At 75.2% G+C, this 19,335-nt stretch carries 16 protein-coding genes; 6 read left to right on the top strand and 10 right to left on the bottom strand.

Annotation, left to right across the window (positions count from 1 at the left end; all coding sequences use genetic code 11):
- Positions 1-4 precede the first annotated feature (4 nt).
- Genes ACFQH9_RS07165 through ACFQH9_RS07175 form a run of 3 tightly spaced genes read right to left on the bottom strand, consistent with a single transcriptional unit; the run spans position 5 to position 3,058 of the window.
- The gene (locus ACFQH9_RS07165) at positions 5-874 is read right to left on the bottom strand and encodes a tryptophan 2,3-dioxygenase (protein ID WP_379565109.1); all 870 of its coding nucleotides are present in this window, start codon (positions 872-874) and stop codon (positions 5-7) included.
- 28 nt (positions 875-902) lie between these two features.
- The gene (locus ACFQH9_RS07170; RefSeq protein WP_379565110.1) at positions 903-1,223 is read right to left on the bottom strand and encodes an STAS domain-containing protein; all 321 of its coding nucleotides are present in this window, start codon (positions 1,221-1,223) and stop codon (positions 903-905) included.
- Positions 1,220-3,058 (bottom strand): GAF domain-containing SpoIIE family protein phosphatase, encoded by a 1,839-nt coding sequence (locus ACFQH9_RS07175; RefSeq protein WP_379565111.1) that lies wholly within the window; start codon positions 3,056-3,058, stop codon positions 1,220-1,222. Before ACFQH9_RS07175 ends, ACFQH9_RS07170 begins: the two co-directional genes overlap by 4 nt.
- Positions 3,059-3,330: 272 nt before the next feature.
- Between ACFQH9_RS07175 and ACFQH9_RS07180 the strand changes: the two genes are divergently transcribed.
- The gene (locus tag ACFQH9_RS07180; RefSeq protein ID WP_379565112.1) at positions 3,331-3,516 is read left to right on the top strand and encodes a hypothetical protein; all 186 of its coding nucleotides are present in this window, start codon (positions 3,331-3,333) and stop codon (positions 3,514-3,516) included.
- A 22-nt stretch (positions 3,517-3,538) separates the two neighbouring features.
- On the opposite strand, the gene ACFQH9_RS07185 is transcribed toward ACFQH9_RS07180, so the two are convergent.
- Complete coding sequence (locus ACFQH9_RS07185; RefSeq protein WP_379565113.1) at positions 3,539-4,903, bottom strand: amidase family protein; 1,365 nt, start codon at positions 4,901-4,903, stop codon at positions 3,539-3,541.
- Between the two features lie 261 nt (positions 4,904-5,164).
- Here ACFQH9_RS07185 and ACFQH9_RS07190 point away from each other — a divergent pair, with 261 nt between their 5' ends.
- A complete protein-coding gene (locus ACFQH9_RS07190; protein WP_379565114.1) occupies positions 5,165-5,527 on the top strand; it encodes a hypothetical protein in 363 nt (120 codons plus the stop codon).
- Here ACFQH9_RS07190 and ACFQH9_RS07195 read toward each other — a convergent pair.
- Both ACFQH9_RS07195 and ACFQH9_RS07200 read right to left on the bottom strand, forming a co-directional pair.
- Positions 5,511-6,701, bottom strand: coding sequence for a DUF3500 domain-containing protein (locus ACFQH9_RS07195; protein ID WP_379565115.1), 1,191 nt, complete (start codon positions 6,699-6,701; stop codon positions 5,511-5,513). The two genes, ACFQH9_RS07190 and ACFQH9_RS07195, sit on opposite strands and share 17 nt — an antisense overlap.
- Before the next feature lie 64 nt (positions 6,702-6,765).
- On the bottom strand, positions 6,766-7,161 hold the full coding sequence (locus tag ACFQH9_RS07200) for a YccF domain-containing protein (protein WP_379565116.1): 396 nt from the start codon (positions 7,159-7,161) through the stop codon (positions 6,766-6,768).
- 247 nt (positions 7,162-7,408) lie between these two features.
- Between ACFQH9_RS07200 and ACFQH9_RS07205 the strand changes: the two genes are divergently transcribed.
- Entirely contained in the window at positions 7,409-8,101 is a 693-nt protein-coding gene (locus tag ACFQH9_RS07205) for a VOC family protein (protein ID WP_379565117.1), read from the top strand.
- An 80-nt stretch (positions 8,102-8,181) separates the two neighbouring features.
- Here ACFQH9_RS07205 and ACFQH9_RS07210 read toward each other — a convergent pair whose 3' ends face one another.
- A complete protein-coding gene (locus tag ACFQH9_RS07210; RefSeq protein ID WP_379565118.1) occupies positions 8,182-9,654 on the bottom strand; it encodes an MFS transporter in 1,473 nt (490 codons plus the stop codon).
- Between the two features lie 164 nt (positions 9,655-9,818).
- The gene (locus tag ACFQH9_RS07215; RefSeq protein ID WP_379565119.1) at positions 9,819-10,961 is read right to left on the bottom strand and encodes a helix-turn-helix transcriptional regulator; all 1,143 of its coding nucleotides are present in this window, start codon (positions 10,959-10,961) and stop codon (positions 9,819-9,821) included.
- Positions 10,962-11,105: 144 nt separating this feature from the next.
- On the opposite strand from ACFQH9_RS07215, the gene ACFQH9_RS07220 reads away from it, so the two are divergent.
- Positions 11,106-12,119, top strand: a complete 1,014-nt coding sequence (locus tag ACFQH9_RS07220) for a methyltransferase (protein WP_379565120.1) — start codon at positions 11,106-11,108, stop codon at positions 12,117-12,119.
- Positions 12,120-12,554: 435 nt separating this feature from the next.
- Here the strand turns inward: ACFQH9_RS07220 and ACFQH9_RS07225 are convergent, their stop codons facing one another.
- Both ACFQH9_RS07225 and ACFQH9_RS07230 read right to left on the bottom strand, forming a co-directional pair.
- Positions 12,555-13,130 carry a GNAT family N-acetyltransferase gene (locus tag ACFQH9_RS07225; RefSeq protein ID WP_379565121.1) on the bottom strand — a complete coding sequence of 192 codons (576 nt, stop codon included), beginning with the start codon at positions 13,128-13,130 and terminating at the stop codon, positions 12,555-12,557.
- A 173-nt stretch (positions 13,131-13,303) separates the two neighbouring features.
- Complete coding sequence (locus ACFQH9_RS07230) at positions 13,304-16,234, bottom strand: AfsR/SARP family transcriptional regulator (protein WP_379565122.1); 2,931 nt, start codon at positions 16,232-16,234, stop codon at positions 13,304-13,306.
- Positions 16,235-16,433: 199 nt separating this feature from the next.
- Here ACFQH9_RS07230 and ACFQH9_RS07235 point away from each other — a divergent pair, with 199 nt between their 5' ends.
- Entirely contained in the window at positions 16,434-17,903 is a 1,470-nt protein-coding gene (locus ACFQH9_RS07235) for a protein adenylyltransferase SelO (RefSeq protein ID WP_379565123.1), read from the top strand.
- A gap of 57 nt (positions 17,904-17,960) precedes the next feature.
- Positions 17,961-18,101, top strand: coding sequence for a hypothetical protein (locus ACFQH9_RS07240; protein WP_379565124.1), 141 nt, complete (start codon positions 17,961-17,963; stop codon positions 18,099-18,101).
- Positions 18,102-19,335 lie beyond the last annotated feature (1,234 nt).

Genomic DNA, 19,335 nt, shown 5'->3' on the forward strand with positions numbered 1-19,335 from the left:
GGCGTCAGTGCCCGATCTCGGTGCGGACCGCGTAGAGCTCGGGGAAGAAGGTCAACGACAGGGCCTCCCGCAGGAACGCGACCCCGCTCGACCCGCCCGTGCCCCGCTTGAACCCGATCGTCCGTTCGACGGTCTTGAGGTGGCGGAAGCGCCACAGCTGGAAGTTCTCCTCGATGTCGACCAGCTCCTCGCACGTCTCGTACTCGGCCCAGTGGTCGTGCGGCGCCTCGTAGACCTGGCGGAACACCTCGACCAGGCCTTCGTCGAAGGTGTGTGCGCGGCGGACGTCGCGCTCGAGGAGGTGCACCGGGACCGCGTGGCCGTGCCGGGCGAGGTAGCGGAGGAACTCGTCGTAGAGGCTCGGCGCCTCGAGCAGCTCCCGCAGCAGCGCCCGGGCGGGCGGGTCGTGCCCGAACACCTCGATGATCTCGGCGTTCTTGTTGCCGAGGGCGAACTCCACCGCCCGGTACTGGTGGGACTGGAAGCCCGACGACCGTCCGAGCACCGGGCGGAACTCGGCGTACTCGGCGGGGGTCAGGGTGGCGAGCACGGACCACTGGTCGGTGAGCGTGCGCTGCACGTGCTTGATCCGGGCGAGCTGCTTGAGGGCGAGGGCGAGGTCGTCCGCCGCGATGTTGCGCATCGCGGCGCGCAGCTCGTGCAGGACCAGCTTGAGCCACAGCTCCGAGGTCTGGTGCTGGATGATGAACAGCATCTCGTCGTGGTGCGGCGGCTCGCTGCGCGGGTGCTGGGCGTCGAGCAGACGGTCCAGGCACAGGTAGGAGCTGTAGGAGGTCGTCGCCCGGAGGTCCCGGACGATCTCGGCCTCCAGCGACCTCGTGTTGCCCGTCGGTGTGCGGTGGTGCCGGGTCATCGCTGCTCCCGGGTCGTGGTCGGTGCCGTCAGGGTGCGGGCTCGGCGACCGGGGGCGGCGGGAGCACCTCCAGCTTGTCCACCAGGCCGAGGGCCTCGAACACGCGCAGGGCGGGCCCCGTGCCCAGCCGAACCGCGACCCGGCGGCCCTCGGCACGGGCCCGCTGCTCGGCGAGCAGGACGAGCCGCACCCCGGAGGAGTCGACGAACTCGAGGCGCGAGAGGTCGAGGACGAGCAGCCCCGGTGCGTCCCGCTCGGCCTCCTCGAGCCGGCGCAGCGCCCGGGCGAAGGTGGCGATGTCCAGCTCCCCGTCGAGCGCGACCTCGACGGTGCCGGGGGCCGCGTTCACGGTGCCGCCTCGACCACGAGCAGCGCCACGTCGTCCCGCAGCGCCCCCTGTTGGAAGGCCACGACGTCGGCGAGCAGCGCGTCGGCGAGGGTGTCGGCGGTCCACGGGCCGGCGGCGCCGACCAGCGCCGCCGCGCGCTCCACGCCGTAGAAGCCGTCCACGCCTCTGGCCTCCGTCACCCCGTCGGTGTACAGCACCAGTATGTCCCCCGGGTCCAGCCGGAGCGTCGTCTCGCGCAGCACGAGATCGGGGAACACGCCGAGCACGGTCCCCGAGGTGGGCACGACCTCGACCTTCGCCTCGACGCCTGCCCCGCCGGTCCCCGTGCGGCGCACCAGCGCCGGGGGGTGCCCCGCCCCGACCAGCGTCACCGCGGCCCCGCCGTCCGCCTCGACGTCGAGGTGCGCGTGCGCCGCGGTCGCGAACCGCGCGTCCCGCCGGGCCTCGCGCAGCATCGCGTGGTTGAGCCGGTGCAGCGCCTCCACCGGGCCGAGGCCGTGCGCGACCTCGGCCCGCACGGTGTGCCGGATCAGCGCCGTGAGGGCGGCGGCGTCCGGGCCCTTGCCGCAGACGTCGGCGACCAGCGCGGCCCACCGGCCGGGCTCCGGGGCGGCGACGACGTCGTACAGGTCGCCGCCCACCTGGACCTCGCTGCGCTCGTCGGTCTGCGGCCGGTAGCGCGCCGCCAGCCGCAGCCCCGGCGCGTGGGGCAGGACCGTCGGCAGCAGCGCCGCCTGCAGGGTGTGCGCGATGCGCCGCTGCTGCTCGTAGTGCCACGCGTTGTCCAGCGCGACGGCCGCGGTCCCGGCCAGGCGCTGGGCGAAGGCGAGGTCGAGCTCGTCGAACCGCCGGCCGGTCTCCGCGTGCACGAGGGTGAGCGCGCCGAGGCTGCGCCCGCGCACCACCAGCGGCACGACCACCGCCGAGCGCAGCCCGATCGACCGGATCAGCTCCAGGTGCTCCCCGTCGACGGCCCCGGCGACGAGGAGCTCGTCGGGGATGTCGGGGAAGAACGCCGGCCGGCCGCTGCGGCTGACCTCGACCGCGCTGCCCGGGGCCGCCCGGTCGGGTGGGTAGCGCTCCTGCAGCCGCCGCACGAAGTCGACCCGCGCGGGGTCGTCGTGCGCGACGGTGATCTGCTCCACCTCGTCCCCGCGCACCAGGTGCACCGCGCACCAGTCCGCCAGCTCGGGCACCACGAGGTCGGCCAGCCGCTGCAGCCGTTCCTCCACCGACAGCGGTGCTTCCATGAGCCGGGCCGTGCGCGCGAGGAACTCCATGCGGTCGCGTTGCCGCTCGGCCTCGGCGCGGGCGTGCCGCTCGACCACCAGCAGCCGGGCGCGGTCCAGCGCCTGCGCGCACAGCGCGGCGACGGCCTCGAGATAGGCCCGCTCCTGCGGCGGGAAGGTGTGCGGGGCGTCGAAGCTGAAGACGATCGCGCCGAGGTCGCGGTCCTCGACGCGCAGCGGCAGGCAGGCCGTCGCCTCGCGGTCGCCCGCCGTCCCGATCGGCGCCATCTCGGGGTAGCGGGCGCGCCAGTCCTGCGCGCTCTCGAGCCACACCGCGGAGCCGCCGAGCACGGCGTCGGAGAGCGGACGGCCCCGCCGCAGCCGCAGACGCCGGTAGGGGCCCTCGACCTCCTCAGGCCACCCCGTGCAGAACAGGGAGGTGAGCGTGCCGGGATCGGCGCGCTCGTAGAGGATCCCGGCGTCGGCCTCGAGCAGCTCGACCGAGACCGTGACCGCGACCCGGCCGATCGCCTCCGGGGCGACGGCGCCGAGCAGCGCGACCGCGAGCCGCTGCAGGGCCGTGCCGTGGGCGTCCGTGATGCTCACGGGGACACCTGCGCGACGGGGGTCGGGCGCTCGGGCTCGGGACGCTCCTCCGCCATGCCCCTCACCACCCGCCGCCCGTCCGCACGGGCCTCGCCGTCGAGCGGACCAGTGTGGCAGCCCCCGCCGTCGGCCGGGAGCGATCCGGACCCCGGACGCGAGAAGGGGCCGACCCGACGTCGCGCTGAACTCCGGGAGCAACGGTGCGCAGGGATGGCGCCCGGGGTGCCTCCCGGGGTTGACTGCACCTTCGCGGAGCCGAGGAGGTGGACGACGTGGCGCTGATGCCGAGGGCGTGGGTCTCGCAGACGCCGCGGCGGGAGGAGGTCGTGGGCGCGGTCATGGACCTGGTCCGGGATCTCGTCCCGTTCGTGCAGACGGGCATCAAGGCCGCCGACGAGCTGCGGGACCGCGCGATGCGCGCGCTGAGGCAGCGGGCAGGCGGCCTGTTCCGGAGCTGACCCCGGCCGCCGCGCGACGCGGTCATCCCCGGTCCGTCCCTGCTCCGCTCCCGCGCAGCGTCTCCTCGACCCGCTGCGCGGCGGCGAGCAGCGCGGCGTCCTCGCCCGGGAGCGCCTCGAGGGAGATCCCGATCGGCAGCCCGGTGGTGGAGCGGCCGGCCGGGAGCGAGACCGCGGGCATCCCCGCCGCGGAGCCGGGCGCGGTGTTGCGGACGTTCGTGAGGAAGACCGGGACGTCCCGGCCGTTGTGCGGCGTGGTCGCGTCGTGGCCGAGCGGGGCGGGCGGCAGCGGCACGGTCGGGTACACCAGGGCGTCGAACCGCTGCCCGTCCGGTCCGCGCAGCGCCGTCGCGTACGCCTCCCGGAGCCGGTCGCGCACGGCGAGGGCGTCCCGGTAGGCGGCGTCGGGGACCGGGTCGGCGGCCGCCCCCTCCAGGAGCGCCCGGACGTCGGGCGAGGCGACCTGCCCGACGAGCTCGTCCAGGGACAGGTCCCGCTGCGGGCCGGGCAGGCTCGCGAGATAGCGGGGGAGCTCCCGGACGACCTCGTACAGCACGATGGGGAAGCCGCAGCGCGCGTCGAGCTCGTGGGCGGCGAGGCCGACCTCGACGAGCTCGGCGCCGGCGTCGGCGAGCCGGTCGAGGACCTCCGCCCCGCAGCGGGCGACGTCGGGGTCCAGGTCCTCCCAGAACCCCGTCCGCGGGACGCTGAGCCGGAGCCGTCGGCCCGGCCCCGCGTCCCGGGGCCCGGTGTCGGTGACCACGCGGTCGACGAGCGCGGCGTCGGCGACGGTGCGGGCGAACACCCCGACGGTGTCGCGGGTCGGGGAGAGCGGCACCACCCGCCCCGAGCCCCAGCGGCCGACCGTGGGGCGGAAGCCGACGACGCCGCAGTGGGCCGCGGGGACGCGCATCGAGCCGCCGGTGTCGCTGCCCAGCGCGACCGGCACCACGCCCGTCGCGACGGCGACCGCGGACCCGCCCGAGGAGCCGCCGGCGATCCGGTCGGGGTCGTGCGGGTTGCGGACGGGCCCGGTGTGCGCGTTGTTGCAGGTGATCCCGAAGGCGAGCTCGTGCAGGTTGGTCTTGCCCACCACCACCGCGCCCGCGGCGCGCAACCGGGCCACGGCGAGGTGGTCCCGCCCCGGCCGGGAGCCCGCGAGGGCCGCGGTCGCGCCGGTGGTGGGGAGGTCGGCGGTGTCGATGTTGTCCTTCACCGCGACCGGGACACCGCCGAGCGGCCCCGCCGCGCCGTCCGCTCGCCCGTCGGGCCGGTCCGCCACGGCGAGGAAGACGCCGAGGTGCGCGACCTCGTCGGCGCGTCGGCGCGCCTCCGCGAGTACGTCGGCCGGGGACGAGGTCCCGGGGATGTCGTGGGCGCCGGTCATGTCCCGCCTCCGCTCCGAGCAGGGGATCCACCCGGCCGCTCGCGTCCGGGTCCGCCGGCGTTAGGGGCCGCCGGCGTCAGGGGCTGCCGCTGTCCGGGCCGCCGGCGTTCGGAGCTGCCCGCGTGCGGGGAGGGCGGCAGGTCCACCGATCGACCGACGGACGCGTCGGGCGACCGCTCGGGCGGCCGACGGATGGGACCGGGCCACGCCCCGCGGGACGGTCGGGTCGTCGCCGAACCGACCCACGAGAGGACACCCGCCATGACCGCCACGCTCGAGGCCCCCGAGGACACCGGCTACCCGCGCCGCTTCCGGATCCTGAACCTCGCCCCCCGCCGGGACCTGGAGATCGTGGCCTACGGGTCCGGCGAGTGGGAGAGCCGGCCGCGGGTCGGCGCGGTCCTGCACACCGACGAGGTGTGGGACTTCGAGGTCGGCCACCGTTTCGGCCGGGAGAACAAGGCCGACGTGCGCCTCGGGCTCGCGGCCGGCACGGGCGCCGGACACGTGGACGTCGAGTTCGACGTCGACGCCTTCGGCACCCCCTGGGCCTCCGTCAGCGCCTCGTCCGGGGTGTGCGCGTCCGTGAGCGGCTCGACCGTGATCCTCACGTCGGCGGGCTGACCCCTCCGCCGTGGTCCCGGGCCAGGTGCGCGGCGAGGACGTCGATGCCGAAGTCCGTGGTCGGGTCCCGCCAGACGGAGTGGGCGTGGTTGGCCCCGCGCTGGGTGTTGTCCCACTCGACGAGCAGCCGCGGGCCCTGCAGCCGGTAGTAGTGCGGCTCGCCGGGGGCGGTGGACCCCGCCCACGCGACGTGCACCTGGTCGAGCGCGTGGTCGTCGTCGTACCGCGCGAGCGGCGAGACCTCCGCGGGGACCCGGTCGAGGTAGGTGCCGAGCAGCCTCCGGAGCAGCTCCCGCTGGCCGGCGTCGAGCTCGGCGGCGGGGAGGCCCTTCGGGGCGGTGGTGATCGCGACGGCGTCGTGGTCGGCGCCGTCGAGCCCGCTGGCCTCGTTGATGGCGTCGCTGGCGGCCTGCAGGCGCCGCTGCTCGTCGTCGTCGGCGAACCGGCCGCGCCAGATGCCCGCGAGGGGGATCACCCGATCGCCCTCGGAGACCCGGGTGCGGTTGCCCGCGACGATGTCCGACGGCGCCCGCGGCAGCAGCGTCGCCCGGGCGGCGAGCTCCGGGCGCAGCGACCGGACCAGCTCCCGCGCCGGGTCCTCGACGCCGGCGAGCGGGCGCAGCTCGGCCCCGCCGAGCAGCGCGGAGCGGGCCGGGTCGGCCCCGAGGAAGCACGGCGTGCAGGCGACCAGCACACCGTCGACCACCAGGTTGTTCAGCGAGACGTGGTGCCCGCCGAAGCGCCACCCCCAGGGCCCCGCTCCGCCGGGATCGCCGAACACCCGCAGGTAGAACATCCCGGGGTCGCGGCCGCGTTCGCGGTCGAAGCGGGCCATGAACCCCTCGGTGTGGTCGAGCACGTTCTCCAGGCCCATCACCGTGGCCACCGTGACGTAGGCCGGGGTCGACAGGCCCGATGCGACGAGCCGCATCGCCGCCCGCTGCTGGGCGGGCCGCTGCTGGTGCATCGTCAGGCCGCCGTGGTCGGTGGGCGTGTAGAACCAGCGCCGCCGCTCCGCGTCGATCTCCTCGTGCGCGGTGGGCGCGGGCCCGCTCGCCGTGGCCCGCTGCGCCGCATCGAGGGACTCGACCCACGCGGCGGCGACCTCGGCCATCCGCGCCGCGACCTCCCGCGCGCCCGCCCCCGCCCTCGCCGTCGAGCCCAGGTCCGCCATCGCCCGACCGTACCGAGCCCGCCTGCTCCCGGTCACACCTCGGCTGCGGACCGCCGCGCGCCGCTCAGGGGGCGGTGGCCTGCGCCGACCGGCTGTCGACGATCACCCGGCCGAGGGGGACAAGCGACACCGGGATCAGCTTGAGGTTCGCCAGGGCCAGCGGGATCCCGATGATCGTGACGGCCAGCGCCACCGCGGTGGCGAGGTGCGCGATCGCCAGCCACCACCCGGCGAAGATGATCCAGACGACGTTGCCGATGGCCGAGGGCGCCCCCGCGTCGTGCCGCCGCACCAGCTCGCGGCCGAAGGGCCACAGCGCGAAGTCGGCGATGCGGAACGACGCCAGGCCGAACGGGATCGTCACGATCAGCACGCAGCAGACGATCCCGGCGATCACGTAGCCGAGCGCGAGCCAGATCCCGCACAGCAGGAGCCAGATGATGTTGAGCAGGGTCCGCATGGGTTCCTCCCGTCGCCGCACCGCGATCCTGCACGCGGTCGCCGCGGCGCCCCTCACCCCGGACGGACGACGCGCGCAGCTCCGTCGGGGAACAGGTCGTCACGGACTCCGGTGATGTTGCAGGAGCGACGGACCCGCTGACGCAGTGCCGGACGGCCCTATCCGCGCCGGGTCCGGCCCCCGACGGTGGGCGGCGCCGGTGCTCACCGGTGACACCCACGCCACCCTGCGACCCGAGGAGGCTGCCATGAGCACGACGGACGCCCGCGGCGCGGCGGCGAGCGGGCCCGCGGATCTCGCGCCCGATCTCGCGACCGTCGAGCTGAAGCTCGAGGTGGTCGTCCTCCCGGTCTCCGACGTCGACCTCGCGAAGGACTTCTACCAGGGCCTGGGGTGGCGGCTCGACGCCGACGTCCGCTTCGCCAACGGCTTCCGGTGCGTGCAGTTCACCCCGCCCGGCTCGGCGTGCTCGATCCAGTTCGGCACCGGGATGACCCCGGCGGCGCCGGGCTCGGCGCAGAACCTCTACCTGGTCGCCTCCGACATCGGCGCGGCCCGCGACGAGCTCCGCGAGCGGGGCGTCGAGGTCTCCGAGGTGTTCCGGCCCGAGGAGCCCGGTGCGCAGTACCGGAGCGGCGGCGCGGGCGGCCGGGTCACCGAGCCCGGCGCCGGGCACGACAGCTACCGCGCCTACGCCACCTTCCACGACCCCGACGGCAACCGCTGGCTGCTGCAGGAGGTCACGACCCGGCTGCCCGGCCGTGTCGACATCGCCGAGACGACCTTCACCTCGACGGCGGACCTCGCGGGCGCGCTGCGCCGGGCCGAGGCCGCGCACGCCGAGCACGAGCGGCGCACCGGGCGGCGCGACGAGGACTGGCCGGACTGGTACGCCGCGCACATGGTGGCCGAGCAGGTCGGCGGCACCCCGCTGGAGTGAGCGGTCGTCACGGGTCGGCCGGCCGTGCGCCCGGGAGGCGGAACGGCCGCGAGCCGAACGGCCCGCCGCCGAGCCGGTGATCACCGGCCGACCGGCTGGGCCTGTCGCGGCGCCGTCCTCCGCGGGATGAGCAGGGCCGCGATCCAGCCGAGCACCGCGAAGGAGCCGACGATGACGAGCGCGGAGAAGTACTGGCCGCCGCCGGGGATCGCGCCCGCGACGAGCGAACCGGCGACCGCCACCCCGAGCGAGGAGCCCAGGTTCGAGACGCTGCGCGAGACCCCGGAGATGTCCCCCTGGACCTCCTCCGGCCACGCCGACTGCACGAGGTTGACCGACGCGGTGAGCATGATCCCGACACCGAGGCCCATGAGGAACAGACCCGGGACGAAGCTCCACACGCTGGGCCGGGTGCCGCCGAGCGCGAGCAGCAGGGCCATGCCGAGGGTGGTGACGAAGAAGCCGAAGCGGACCAGCCGGCGCTGGGTGTGCCGGCGGGCCATCCGCGGTGCGGCCGCGGAGGACAGCAGCAGCCCGATCGTCGCGGGCATCAGCAGCAGGCCGGTCTGGATCGCCGAGAAGCCCCGCACCTGCTGCAGGAACACCGAGATCACGAAGAACGCGCCCTGCAGGACCAGCCACTGCAGGTTCTGGGTCAGCAGACCCAGGTTGGAGGTGCGGTCGGCGAACAGCCGCAGCGACACCAGCGGCGAGCGGCCGTTCCGCTCCCGCACGCGGGCCGCGAGGGCGAACAGGGCGAGCACGACCACCCCGAGCCCGACGTAGATCCACACGGGGGACACCCCGCCCGCGGCGACGACCACGGTGCCGCCGATCGCGTAGTCCTTCGTCGCCGTGCCCCACCCGTAGGCCCCGCTCTGCAGCACGCCGAACACCACGAGGAACAGCCCCAACGCCGAGAGCACCGCGCCGAGCCAGTCGAAGGCCGGACGCCGCTCGGGCAGCGGCGGGTCGGCGATGCCGCGGCCGAGCCACGCGATCGCCGCCACGATCACGACCTGCAGGAGGAACGACGCCCGCCAGCTGACGTAGCTGGTGATCAGGCCGCCGATCAGTGGACCCGCCGCCGCGCCGATCCCGGCCGCGCCGCTGACCACACCGAAGTAGCGAGCGCGGGCGGTGGTGTCGTCGAACAGCACCGTGATGAGGATGTAGATCGGCGGGATCAGCAGCGCCGACCCGACGCCCTCGAGCAGCGAGTAGCCGATCATGAGCACGGGCAGCCCCTGCGCGAGCGCGGCGAGCAGGGCGCCGGCCCCGTAGACGGCCAGGCCCAGCAGGAAGCAGAACTTGCGGCCCCAGATGTCGGTGAGCTTGCTGCCCGGGATCATCAAGGCCGCCATGGTCAACGTGAACAGTGTGATCGTGGTCTGGATCCCGGTGACCGACGTGCCGAGATCGTCGGCGATCGAGGTGATCGCGACGTTCATGTTCGACGCGGCGTAGCTGGCGACGAACTGCGCCAGGGCCAGCGGCAGCACGGCCGCCTTCGCGGTCGCCAGCGCGGCGCCGGCGCCTCCGGTCCTCGTCATGGTCGTCAGCCTGGACCCCGCGGCGCCGCCGGCACCTCGCCCGGCCCAGGTGACCGGATCGGCTCAGGCCAGGCGGGCTCGTCGCCGGCGAGGTCCGGCGCCTTGCGGCGTGCCGTCGAGATGAGCGCTCGTCCTGCCGTCGGTCCCTCCCGCGCATGCTGGTCTCACTGCCACTCGGGCGCCGCCTGCCCGGTCCATCCCGGCGGTGCTGCCGACACCTCCTCCCACCGGTTCGCGTAGTGCTGCAGGAAAATCTGCCCGACGAGCTCGTTGCGGCTGCGGACCCCGGTCTTCTCGAAGATCGACTTGAGATGGTCCTGCACCGTGTAGGGCGACAGCCGGAGCTCGGCCGCGATCGCCCTCGTCGACCGGCCCTCGACACACAGGCGGGTGATCCGGGCTTCCCGGTCGGTCAGGCCGTGGGAGAGGGCGATGAGGGGCGCGACCTCGAACGGGCCGGCGGGCTGGATGACCACCGCGACCCGCCCGTCGCGCGTCGGGCCCGACGAGGAGGACAGCGGCGTGCCGTGGACCACGAGCCACATGCCGGTCCTGGTGCGTACCCGGGCGCGGGCCGCGAGCGGTCGAGCATCCGGATCGGACAGGGCTCGGGCGCGCGCAGCGACCCCCTGCACGATCGTCGACTCGCCCGGCACGGCAGGCGCCGGGATCTCGACCAGCTCGGCGATCCACCGCTCCGCCGCGGCCGAGACCGACTCCGCTGTCCCGTGCTCGTCGAACACGACGACGCCGGGCCCGCAGTCGGCCGGCACGACCCCGGTCGCGACGACGGCGACCAGCGTCCGCCGCAACGCGTCCGCGATCCCGTCCGACAGCGCCGCGACCACCGCCACGTCCTCCTCGGTGAACCACGGTCGGTCGCTGTCGCGCAGGAAGCCGGCGGCCCCCCAGTACGTGCCGTCAGCTGCGAACGAGGCGCGCAGCTCGTCGCCGATGCCGTAGGCCTCGTGCGAGCGGTGGCGGGCGCTGCGCGAGAGGTCACCGTGGGTGGCGAGGCTGGTGGCCCCGGCTCGGCGGCCGCTGCGCGCGAGGAACCACCACTTGTTCACGTCCTCGACGACGTACTCGTGCTCGGCGAGCCAGGTCCCCGAACAGCCGATGTCACGGTTGACGCTGCCGGTGAACAGCACAGTGCCCGGATCGACCGTGTGCCAGCAGCTGCGATCGAACGGGACGAGGCGGCCGATCACCTCGCTCGCCGCCGCGGACAGGCGCACCCAGTCCAGGCCCGCACCGGCGAGGTGGCGTACCTCGGTGCGGGCCCGCCGGACACGCTCACGGTCCATCGGCCGAGGGTAAGGGCGGGATGCGCGCCGGTCACTCCCCAGGAATCTGGGAGGGGCGCCGTCGGATCGGCTCGAGATCTGGGATGTCCACCGCGAGGGAGCCGGCGCACGCTCGAGGTGCCGAACCGGGTGGAAGGAGCCGAGATGAGCACGATCGAACGGACCGAGGCGCCGGCCCCAGTCGTGGGCCCCGAGCCGATCCTGCAGCTCGCGGCGGGGTTCATGGCGGCCAAGCACCTGTTCGCGGCGAGCGAGCTGGGTCTCTTCGAGGCCCTGGCCGACGCGCCCGCCTCACTCGACGCGCTCGCGGCCCGGACGGGGCTCACCCGTCGGGCGGCCCGGATCAGCGCCGACGCGATGGTCGCGCTCGGGCTGCTGGAGCGCGCCGACGACCTCTACCGCAACGGCCCCGCCGCCGACCGCCACCTCACCGGCCGCCACCCCGGCGACCTGCGGGCGCTCCTGCGGTTCTGGGACCGGATCAGCTACCCGGCCTGGGAGTCGCTGGCCACCGCGCTCGCCGAAGGACCTCCCGGCGAGGTGTTCGACCTCGACGACGACCAGCAGGCGATCGTGTCCGCCGGCATCGAGGCGATCCTCGACGGCCCCGCGAACGCGCTCGGCCAGGTGATCGACTTCTCGACCCGACGGCGGCTCCTCGACGTCGGCGGCGGCACCGGGTCGTGGTCGGTCGCCACGCTGCGCCGCAACCCGCACCTGCGCGGCACCGTCGTCGAGCTGCCGGTCCCCGCCGGGCTCGCGCGCACCCGCGCGCACGAGGCGGGGCTCGACGAACGCCTGGGCGTCGTCGTCGCCGACGCGTTCGCCCAGGACCTCCCCACCGGCCACGACGCGATCCTCGTGGCGAACCTCCTGCACTACTGGTCGCCGACCGCCAACACGACGCTGCTGGGTCGTCTCCGCACCGCTGCGCCCGAAGGGGCGTGGCTCCTGCTCGCCGACTTCTGGACCGACCCGACCCACACCCGGCCGGTGCAGGCGGCGCTCATGGCCGGCGAGTTCGCGGTGCACCTGCGCGACGGCGACGTCTACAGCGTGACGGAGGCCCGGGACTGGCTCGCGGCGACCGGCTGGCGTTTCGTCGACCACCTCCCGCTGGCCGGACCTCAGAGCATCATCGTCGCGGAGACCGCCTGACCGCTGATCGCACGAGACCGACGCCCCCCGACGCGCCGCGAGGCCGGGACGGCGCCACCCCACCGACCTGACGGGTGAGGCAGACCGGACAAGGCCCTGGTGTCACTCACCTGCACCGCCGAAGAGCGCTCCGTCGAGCTCGATCGCCGCCTGGTCCGGGCATGCGGCGGCCTCGGCCGACCCAGCAGCATCCCGCCCGGCACCTCCCGTGTCCGCGGGATGGATCACGGACGGTGGGCGGCGACGACGGCGTCGGTGCGCTCGCGGAGGGCGGTCAGTCACCAGCTCGGGTGGGCTGGGCGTGGCGCTCGTGGAGCTGACCGTCGAGGAGGCCCACCCTGCTGCCCGTGGACGACGAGAGCCAGTGCCCGACGGGGCCGCCGCCGAGGGCGCAGCCCCGAGCCGAGCGATCGGATCCTGCAGGGGTGGGTCTTCCTACGCGACGAGCCCCGGCCGCGGGCCCGCCGACGGAGGCTCGCCCTCGACGGCCATCGACAGCGTCAGCTCCGCACCGTGGCGACGCACCCGCGTGACGAGGAAGACGCGGCGCACGGCTGCGTAGGCGGCCGCGTTCACCACGAGCACCTCGCCGACGAGCTCGCGGTAACCCAGCTCGGCGGCCCGCTCCCGGGCGGCCCGGAGCAGTCGGGTGCCGACGGCACGGCCCTGCCAGCGGTCCACGACCTCGACGGCGAGCTCCCCACGCCCGTCACCGAGGTCCATGATCCGCACGATGCCGATCGGACGGCCCTGGGTGAAGGCCGCGAGCGCGACGTGCGTACGGCCGTCGAGCGCGGTCAGGTTGCGGCGGGCGGCGGCCGAGAGCTCGGCGACCGGGCTCTGGAAGCGCAGGTAGCGGCTGCGCGGGGACAGCCCGGCGAAGACCACGTCGACGACGTCGCCGTCGTCGGGGCCGAGCTCCCGGATGCGGACGAAGCAGGTGGGGGCGTCGAGCGCGGCGTCGTGACCGGTCGCGGTCCTGTCGAGCGGGGGGTTGGTGGCGGTGTCCATCGACTCTTCCTCTCCAGGTCCCGGGGCATTTCCCCGAGGGCCTGAAGAGTGGGTCAGCTGGTGGGCTCGCACCGTCGGTCGACCGGGCCCTCGGCCGGAGGGTCCTGCTGTCCACCGATCGCCCGGGCCCGGGAGGACCACACGGCGGCGGCCGGCACCACCCCGGACCGGGGTCAGCCCGAGCAGGAAGCGGCGGACTCCGCCATCTCGAGGTCGGTGACGACGTCCGCGAGCGTGAGCCGCTCGCCCTCGGCCTGGGCCCGCTGCGCCTCGGCCCGGGTGAGCGCGGTCGTGACCCGCCCGAGCAGCTCGGGGGTGGTCGGGACGGCGGGCCAGCGCAGGCCGTTGCGCAGGGCCTGGGTGCGCGCGGCCGCGAAGAGCCGCGCGGCGCTGCGCGGGTCCCCGGCCAGGGCGGCGAGGGTGGCGCGCAGCTCGAGGGCGACCGGGCCGTCGGACACCCCGAGCAGCAGCCGGTGCGTGATCATGCGGTCGGACCAGCCGAGGCCCGCCGCCAGGTCGCCGCCGCGGATCGCGGCCAGCACCGCCACCCCGGAGACGACCAGTGCGACGTGCCGGTTGCCCCGCTCCTGCGCGCGGTCGTGCAGTTCGCTGAGCTCGCCGGGACCGATCGAGCCGGCGGAGCTGCGGTCCATCAGCGCGCAGAGGTCGGCCAGCAGGCGCAGTTCCGGGTCGCCGGCCGCGGCCGCCGCGGCGACCCGCCGGGACGCCTGCCGGCCCTGCTCGAGCGCGCCGGCGACGAACAGCGAGTGCGCGAGCAGGGTGTGGACCTCGGCGACGAGGGCCGCTCCGGGTCCGCTCGCCGTCGCACCGGCGAGGTCGCCGTCGAGCAGGTGGGCGGCGCGCTGCACGTGGGGCTCGGCCAGATCGACCCGCCCGCCGGAGGCGAGGTGGTGCGCGAGCGTGAGCCGGACCAGCGCGAGGGAGAGCCGGTCGGCACGCTCCTCGTGCGCGAGGGCGCGCTCGGCCCAGGCGCGGCCCTCGATCGCCTTGCTGCGGAAGTACCAGTAGGTGCCGAGCCGGGCGGCCATGGTGACGCCCTCGGCGGAGGGGGCGTCGACGAGCCGGTGCTGCAGGGTCGCGCGCAGGGCGGGCAGGTCGTCGTCGAGCGCGTCGAACCAGGTCGCCTCCTCGGCGTGCCCGAGCGGCGGCTTCGCCCCGACCACGCCGGCGGTCCAGCGGTCGCGGCGTCCCCGCAGCTCCGCGACCTCGCCGGCCGCCTGTGCCGTGTGCGCCGCGTGCCCACGGATCGTGGCGAGCTGGGTGAAGCGCGACGGGCCGCCGGGGCGCGCCGGACCCAGCGGCACGAGCAGCGAGCGGTGCACGAGCCGGGCCACGACGTCGGCGGTGTCCGGGCCGCCGGCGACGGCGTGCGCGGCGGAAACGGTGAACGGGCCCGGCAGCACCGAGACGGCCCGGTGCAGCGCGGCCTCGTCCGGTGGCAGCACCGCGTAGCTCTGCTCGATCGCCGCCCGCACCGTGCGGTGGTGGTCGCTGCCGCGCCCGACCCGGGCCAGCGAGCTCGGGTCGGCGGTGACCTGGTGGGCGATCTCCTCCAGGCTGAACGCCCGCGCCCGGGCCGCGGCCAGCTCCAGGGCCAGCGGGACGCCGTCGACGGCGGCGGCGATCCGCACCGCGTGGGTCAGCAGGCCCATGTCGTCGGGGTCGGCGCCGGCCGCCGTCAGCCGGTCGAGCAGCAGGGCGACGGCGGGGGAGTCGGTGACCTCCCCGCCGTCGCCGGGCAGGGGCAGCGGGCCGAGCAGGTGGACCCGCTCGCCGTCGACCTCGAGCGGCTCGCGGCTGGTGGCGAGCACGGTGAGCTCGGCGGGGGCGCGGAACCACTCGTCGAGCAGGTCGGCGACCGCGTCGAGGACGTGCTCGCAGTTGTCGAGGAGCAGCAGCATCCGCCGGGCGCGCAGGAAGCCGGCCAGCGCGTCGCGCGGGCGCCCGGTCTCCGCCGGGGCGTACCCGAGCGCCGAGGAGATCGTCGACAACACGTGATCGGCGTTCGCGGCGGCGGTGAGGTCGACGAACCACACCCCGCCGGGGAAGTCCGCCGCGGCCTCGCGGGCGACCTCGATGGCGAGCCGGGTCTTCCCGCAACCGGCCGCCCCGACCAGGGACACGACCGGCGCCTCGGCGACGAGCGCGGCCAGGGCGGCCAGGTCCTCGCCCCGGCCGACCAGCGCGGACGTGCGATGCGGCAGGTGCACCTCGACGGGAGCCGCCTCCGGCTCGGTACCCGGGGACGGCGGCGGGTCGGGGGGAGGGTCCGGGGTCGCCGTGGGCGGCCCGGCCAGGGTGGGGTCCTCGGCCAGGATTCGCCGGTGCAGCTCGCGCAGCTCGGCACCGGGCTCGAGGCCCAGCTCCTCGAGCAGCAGCTCGCGGGCCTGCCGGTAGGTGCGCAGGGCCTCGTCGGCGCGCCCGAGCCGGTACTGGGCGAGCATGCGCAGCGTCCACAGGCGCTCCCGCAGCGGGGTCTCCGCGACGGCCGGTTCGAGCTCGAGCAGCGCGCGGTGCGGGGCCCCGGTGGCCAGGAGCGCCTCGGCCAGCACCTCGCGGAGCTGGCCGTGCACCTCCTCCAGCCGGGCGACCGCGGCCGCGGCCCACGGCTCGTCCGCCACCGTGGGGTACGGGCGGCCCCGCCACAGCGCGGCGGCCCGCTCGGCCCGGTCGCGTGCCTCCTCGGGACGGCCGCCCGCGAGGAGGTCCGCGGCCTCGGCGGCGAGCTGCTCGAAGCGCAGCGAGTCGACGCTCGCCGGGTCGGCCAGCAGCCGGTAGCCGCCCGCCTCGTGCCGCAGGACCTGCGACGGGGCACCCCGGTCGCGCTGCGGCTCCAGCGCCTTGCGCAGCCGCCAGACGTGCGAGTCCAGAGTGGACGGCGAGCGCGGCCGGGTCTCCGTACCCCACATGGCCTCGGTCAGGGCGTCCGCGCTGACGTGGCGCCCGGCGTGGACCAGCAGCAACGACAGCGCCGCGGTCAGCCGGGCACCGCCCAGCGCCACCGGTTCCCCGCCGCGGTCCACCTCGAGCGGTCCGAGATTACGGAAGCGCAGTCCGGCCGTGTCGCGCCCGTCGCCCTGCACCCCGTCGCCCTCCCCGATGCGCCCCCCAGCGCAGCCCTGACTTCGGCCGCATGGGCGGATCCGTTACACCCGACCACTCAGTGTAAGTGAGGATGGCCTCAGCGAACATGCTTGATCTGCAGGAGGCGACGCGGCAGAAGGCCCGCGGCGGGACCGATCCGGGGATTAGGTCCGGTCCCGCCGGGTTAGCCTCGGTCCCATGAGTCTCGCGCTCGGGTCGCTGTTCGTGTTCGACAACTCCTACCTCCGTGACCTGGGCGAGCTGTGCGTGCCGTGGGAGGCCGCGCGCGCCCCGGAGCCGACCCTCGTCGTGCTCAACGACGAGCTCGCCGCCGAGCTGGGCGTCGACGCCGAGGCGCTGCGCTCGCCCGAGGGCGTCGCGGTCCTGGCCGGCAACGCCAAGCCGGAGGGCGCCGCGTCGGTGGCGATGGCGTACGCCGGGCACCAGTTCGGCGGGTACGTCCCGCGCCTCGGCGACGGGCGGGCGCTGTTGCTCGGCGAGGTGCTCGACACCCGTGGCCACCGCCGCGACCTGCACCTCAAGGGCTCGGGTCGGACCCCGTTCGCCCGCGGGGGCGACGGCAAGGCGCCGCTCGGGCCGATGCTGCGCGAGTACGTGATCGGCGAGGCGATGCACGCGCTCGGCATCCCGACCACGCGCGCACTCGCCGTCGTCGCGACCGGGGAGCAGGTCGTGCGGGAGCGGATGGAGCCCGGGGCGGTGCTGACCCGCGTCGCGGCGAGCCACATCCGCGTCGGCACCTTCCAGTTCGCGGCCGCCACCCGGGACACCGACCTGCTGCGCCGGCTCGCCGACCACGCCATCGCCCGCCACCACCCGGCCGCGGCCGAGGCCGACAACCCGTACCTCGCCCTCTACACCGGCGTGGTCGAGGCGCAGGCCGCGCTGCTCGCGCGGTGGATGCACGTCGGGTTCGTGCACGGCGTGATGAACACCGACAACATGACGATCTCGGGCGAGACCATCGACTACGGGCCGTGCGCGTTCATGGACGCCTACGACCCCGCCACCGTGTTCAGCTCGATCGACCACGGCGGCCGCTACGCCTACGGCAACCAGCCCGGGATCGCGCAGTGGAACCTGGCCCGGTTCGCCGAGGCCCTGCTCCCGCTCCTCGACGAGGACACCGACGCCGCGATCAAGGCCGCCACGGACGTGCTGCTGTCCTTCGCCGACCGCTACGACCGGCACTGGCGCGCCGGGATGCACGCCAAGCTCGGGCTGGACGACGGCGTGGGGGAGGACGCGGCGCTCGTCGACGACCTGATGGCGCTGCTGGAGGAGCAGAAGGCGGACTTCACCTCCTTCTTCCGGGCCCTGTCGCGTGCGGCGGCCGGCGACCCGGAGCCGGCGCGGGCCCTGGTCGGGGAGGGTTTCGACGCCTGGGCGGAGCGGTGGCGGGCCGTGCTGCCGGCCCGTCCCGGACCCGAGACCGCCGCGGCGATGAACCGGGTCAACCCCGTCTACGTGCCGCGCAACCACCTGGTCGACGAGGCGCTGGCGGCCGCCGTGGCGGGCGACCGCGCTCCGCTGGACCGGCTGCTCGAGGTGCTCGCCCGCCCGTTCGAGGAGCGCCCCGGCCTGGAGGCCTATGCCCTCCCGGCCCCGCCGAGCTTCGGCTCCTTCCGGACCTTCTGCGGCACCTGAGCCCGCCCGGTTTCGCCCCTGGTGCGTGGTTCCCGCGTCACCGGGTACCCGGGTCCCATGCCGATCGTCGAGAAGGTCAAGCGTTTCCTGCAGAGTCCCAACGGTCGCCGGCTCACCGACCAGGGCCGGCGTCTCGCCGCCGACCCGCGCAACCGCCAGCGGGCGCGCGACATGCTCACGCGGATGCGCCGGCGCTGAGTCCGGTCCGGCGCTGAGTCTGGTCCGGCGCTGAGTTCGGTCCGGCGCGGCGGCCGCCGGAGCCTGGCCGCCGTTCCGACCCGGCGGGGCCATGATCGCCGGGAGTGGAGCGGGATCCGCGCTGGACGCGGGGTGTGCTCCAATTCCGGCGATCATGCTGTCGGCGCGGGCACCATGGCGGTTCCGTACCCGGCGTCGTGATCCGGGCAACCGGTAGCCGTGCGGCTGCCGCGCCGCACGGCCGACGTTCCCCGGCTCGTGGAGGAGCAGAAGCCGCCTGTTCGGCGCAGCGCGACTTCCCCCGGTCATGATCACCCGTCGCGGAGCGGAACGGTCGAAATCCGACCGTCCGCGTCCAGGACGAGTGATCTTGCCGCTGGGCTCGGGTCGCGGCCCGCCCCTCTCGCCGGCCGGCCATGATCACCCGTCGCGGAGCGGAACGGTCGAAATCCGACCGTCCGCGTCCAGGACGAGTGATCTTGCCGCTGGGCTCGGGTCGCGGCCCGCCCCCTCCCGCCGGCCGGCCATGATCACCCGTCGCGGAGCGGAACGGTCGAAATCCGACCGTCCCCGTCCAGGACAAGTGATCTTGTCGCTGGGCTCGGGTCGCGGCCCGCCCCCTCCCGCCGGCCGGCCATGATCACCCGTCGTGGAGCGGATCGGTCGGAATCCGACCGTCCGCGTCCGGGACGACTGATCGTGGCGCCAGGCTCGGATCATGGCCCGCCCCTCTCGCCAGACGGCCATGATCACCCGTCGTGGAGCGGAACGGTCGGAATTCGACCGTTTCCGTCCAGGATGGCTGATCTTGCCGCCGAGCTCGGTCATGGCGGGCCGTTCGCCAGGGCGGTCATGATCGCCCGTCGCGGAGCGGAACGGTCGAAATCCGACCGTCCGCGTCCAAGACGACTGATCTTGAGGCCGAGCTCGCGTGACGGCACCGGCGATTATCCGGCAGGCCCGCGCCATGATCACCCGTCGTGGAGCGGAACGGTCGAAATCCGACCGTCCCCGTCCAGGACGAGTGATCTTGTCGCCGGGCTCGGGTCGCGGCGCGGACGATCATCCCGGGCCCGCCCGCCCCGCCGTGATCAGCCGCCCGTGAGCGGAACGGCGGGAATCCGACCGTCCACGTCCACGATTATCGATCTTGCCGCTGGGCTCGGGCCTCACCGCGGTCCACGCCCCGATGGCGCCGGTTCGGCTCCGCCGGGCGTCGATCCGCTGACCTTCC

Origin of the sequence: Pseudonocardia lutea, assembly GCF_042658055.1 — a bacterium.
Classification (GTDB): domain Bacteria; phylum Actinomycetota; class Actinomycetes; order Mycobacteriales; family Pseudonocardiaceae; genus Pseudonocardia; species Pseudonocardia lutea.

Bases quoted from the DNA above. Each gene is read 5' to 3' on its own strand.
- ACFQH9_RS07205 (WP_379565117.1), top strand. From the start codon at position 7,409: ATGAGCACGACGGACGCCCGCGGCGCGGCGGCGAGCGGGCCCGCGGAT.
- ACFQH9_RS07225 (WP_379565121.1), bottom strand. From the start codon at position 13,130: ATGGACACCGCCACCAACCCCCCGCTCGACAGGACCGCGACCGGTCAC.
- ACFQH9_RS07215 (WP_379565119.1), bottom strand. From the start codon at position 10,961: ATGGACCGTGAGCGTGTCCGGCGGGCCCGCACCGAGGTACGCCACCTC.
- ACFQH9_RS07195 (WP_379565115.1), bottom strand. From the start codon at position 6,701: ATGGCGGACCTGGGCTCGACGGCGAGGGCGGGGGCGGGCGCGCGGGAG.
- ACFQH9_RS07235 (WP_379565123.1), top strand. From the start codon at position 16,434: ATGAGTCTCGCGCTCGGGTCGCTGTTCGTGTTCGACAACTCCTACCTC.
- ACFQH9_RS07200 (WP_379565116.1), bottom strand. From the start codon at position 7,161: ATGCGGACCCTGCTCAACATCATCTGGCTCCTGCTGTGCGGGATCTGG.
- ACFQH9_RS07190 (WP_379565114.1), top strand. From the start codon at position 5,165: ATGACCGCCACGCTCGAGGCCCCCGAGGACACCGGCTACCCGCGCCGC.
- ACFQH9_RS07210 (WP_379565118.1), bottom strand. From the start codon at position 9,654: ATGACGAGGACCGGAGGCGCCGGCGCCGCGCTGGCGACCGCGAAGGCG.
- ACFQH9_RS07220 (WP_379565120.1), top strand. From the start codon at position 11,106: ATGAGCACGATCGAACGGACCGAGGCGCCGGCCCCAGTCGTGGGCCCC.
- ACFQH9_RS07165 (WP_379565109.1), bottom strand. From the start codon at position 874: ATGACCCGGCACCACCGCACACCGACGGGCAACACGAGGTCGCTGGAG.
- ACFQH9_RS07185 (WP_379565113.1), bottom strand. From the start codon at position 4,903: ATGACCGGCGCCCACGACATCCCCGGGACCTCGTCCCCGGCCGACGTA.
- ACFQH9_RS07240 (WP_379565124.1), top strand. From the start codon at position 17,961: ATGCCGATCGTCGAGAAGGTCAAGCGTTTCCTGCAGAGTCCCAACGGT.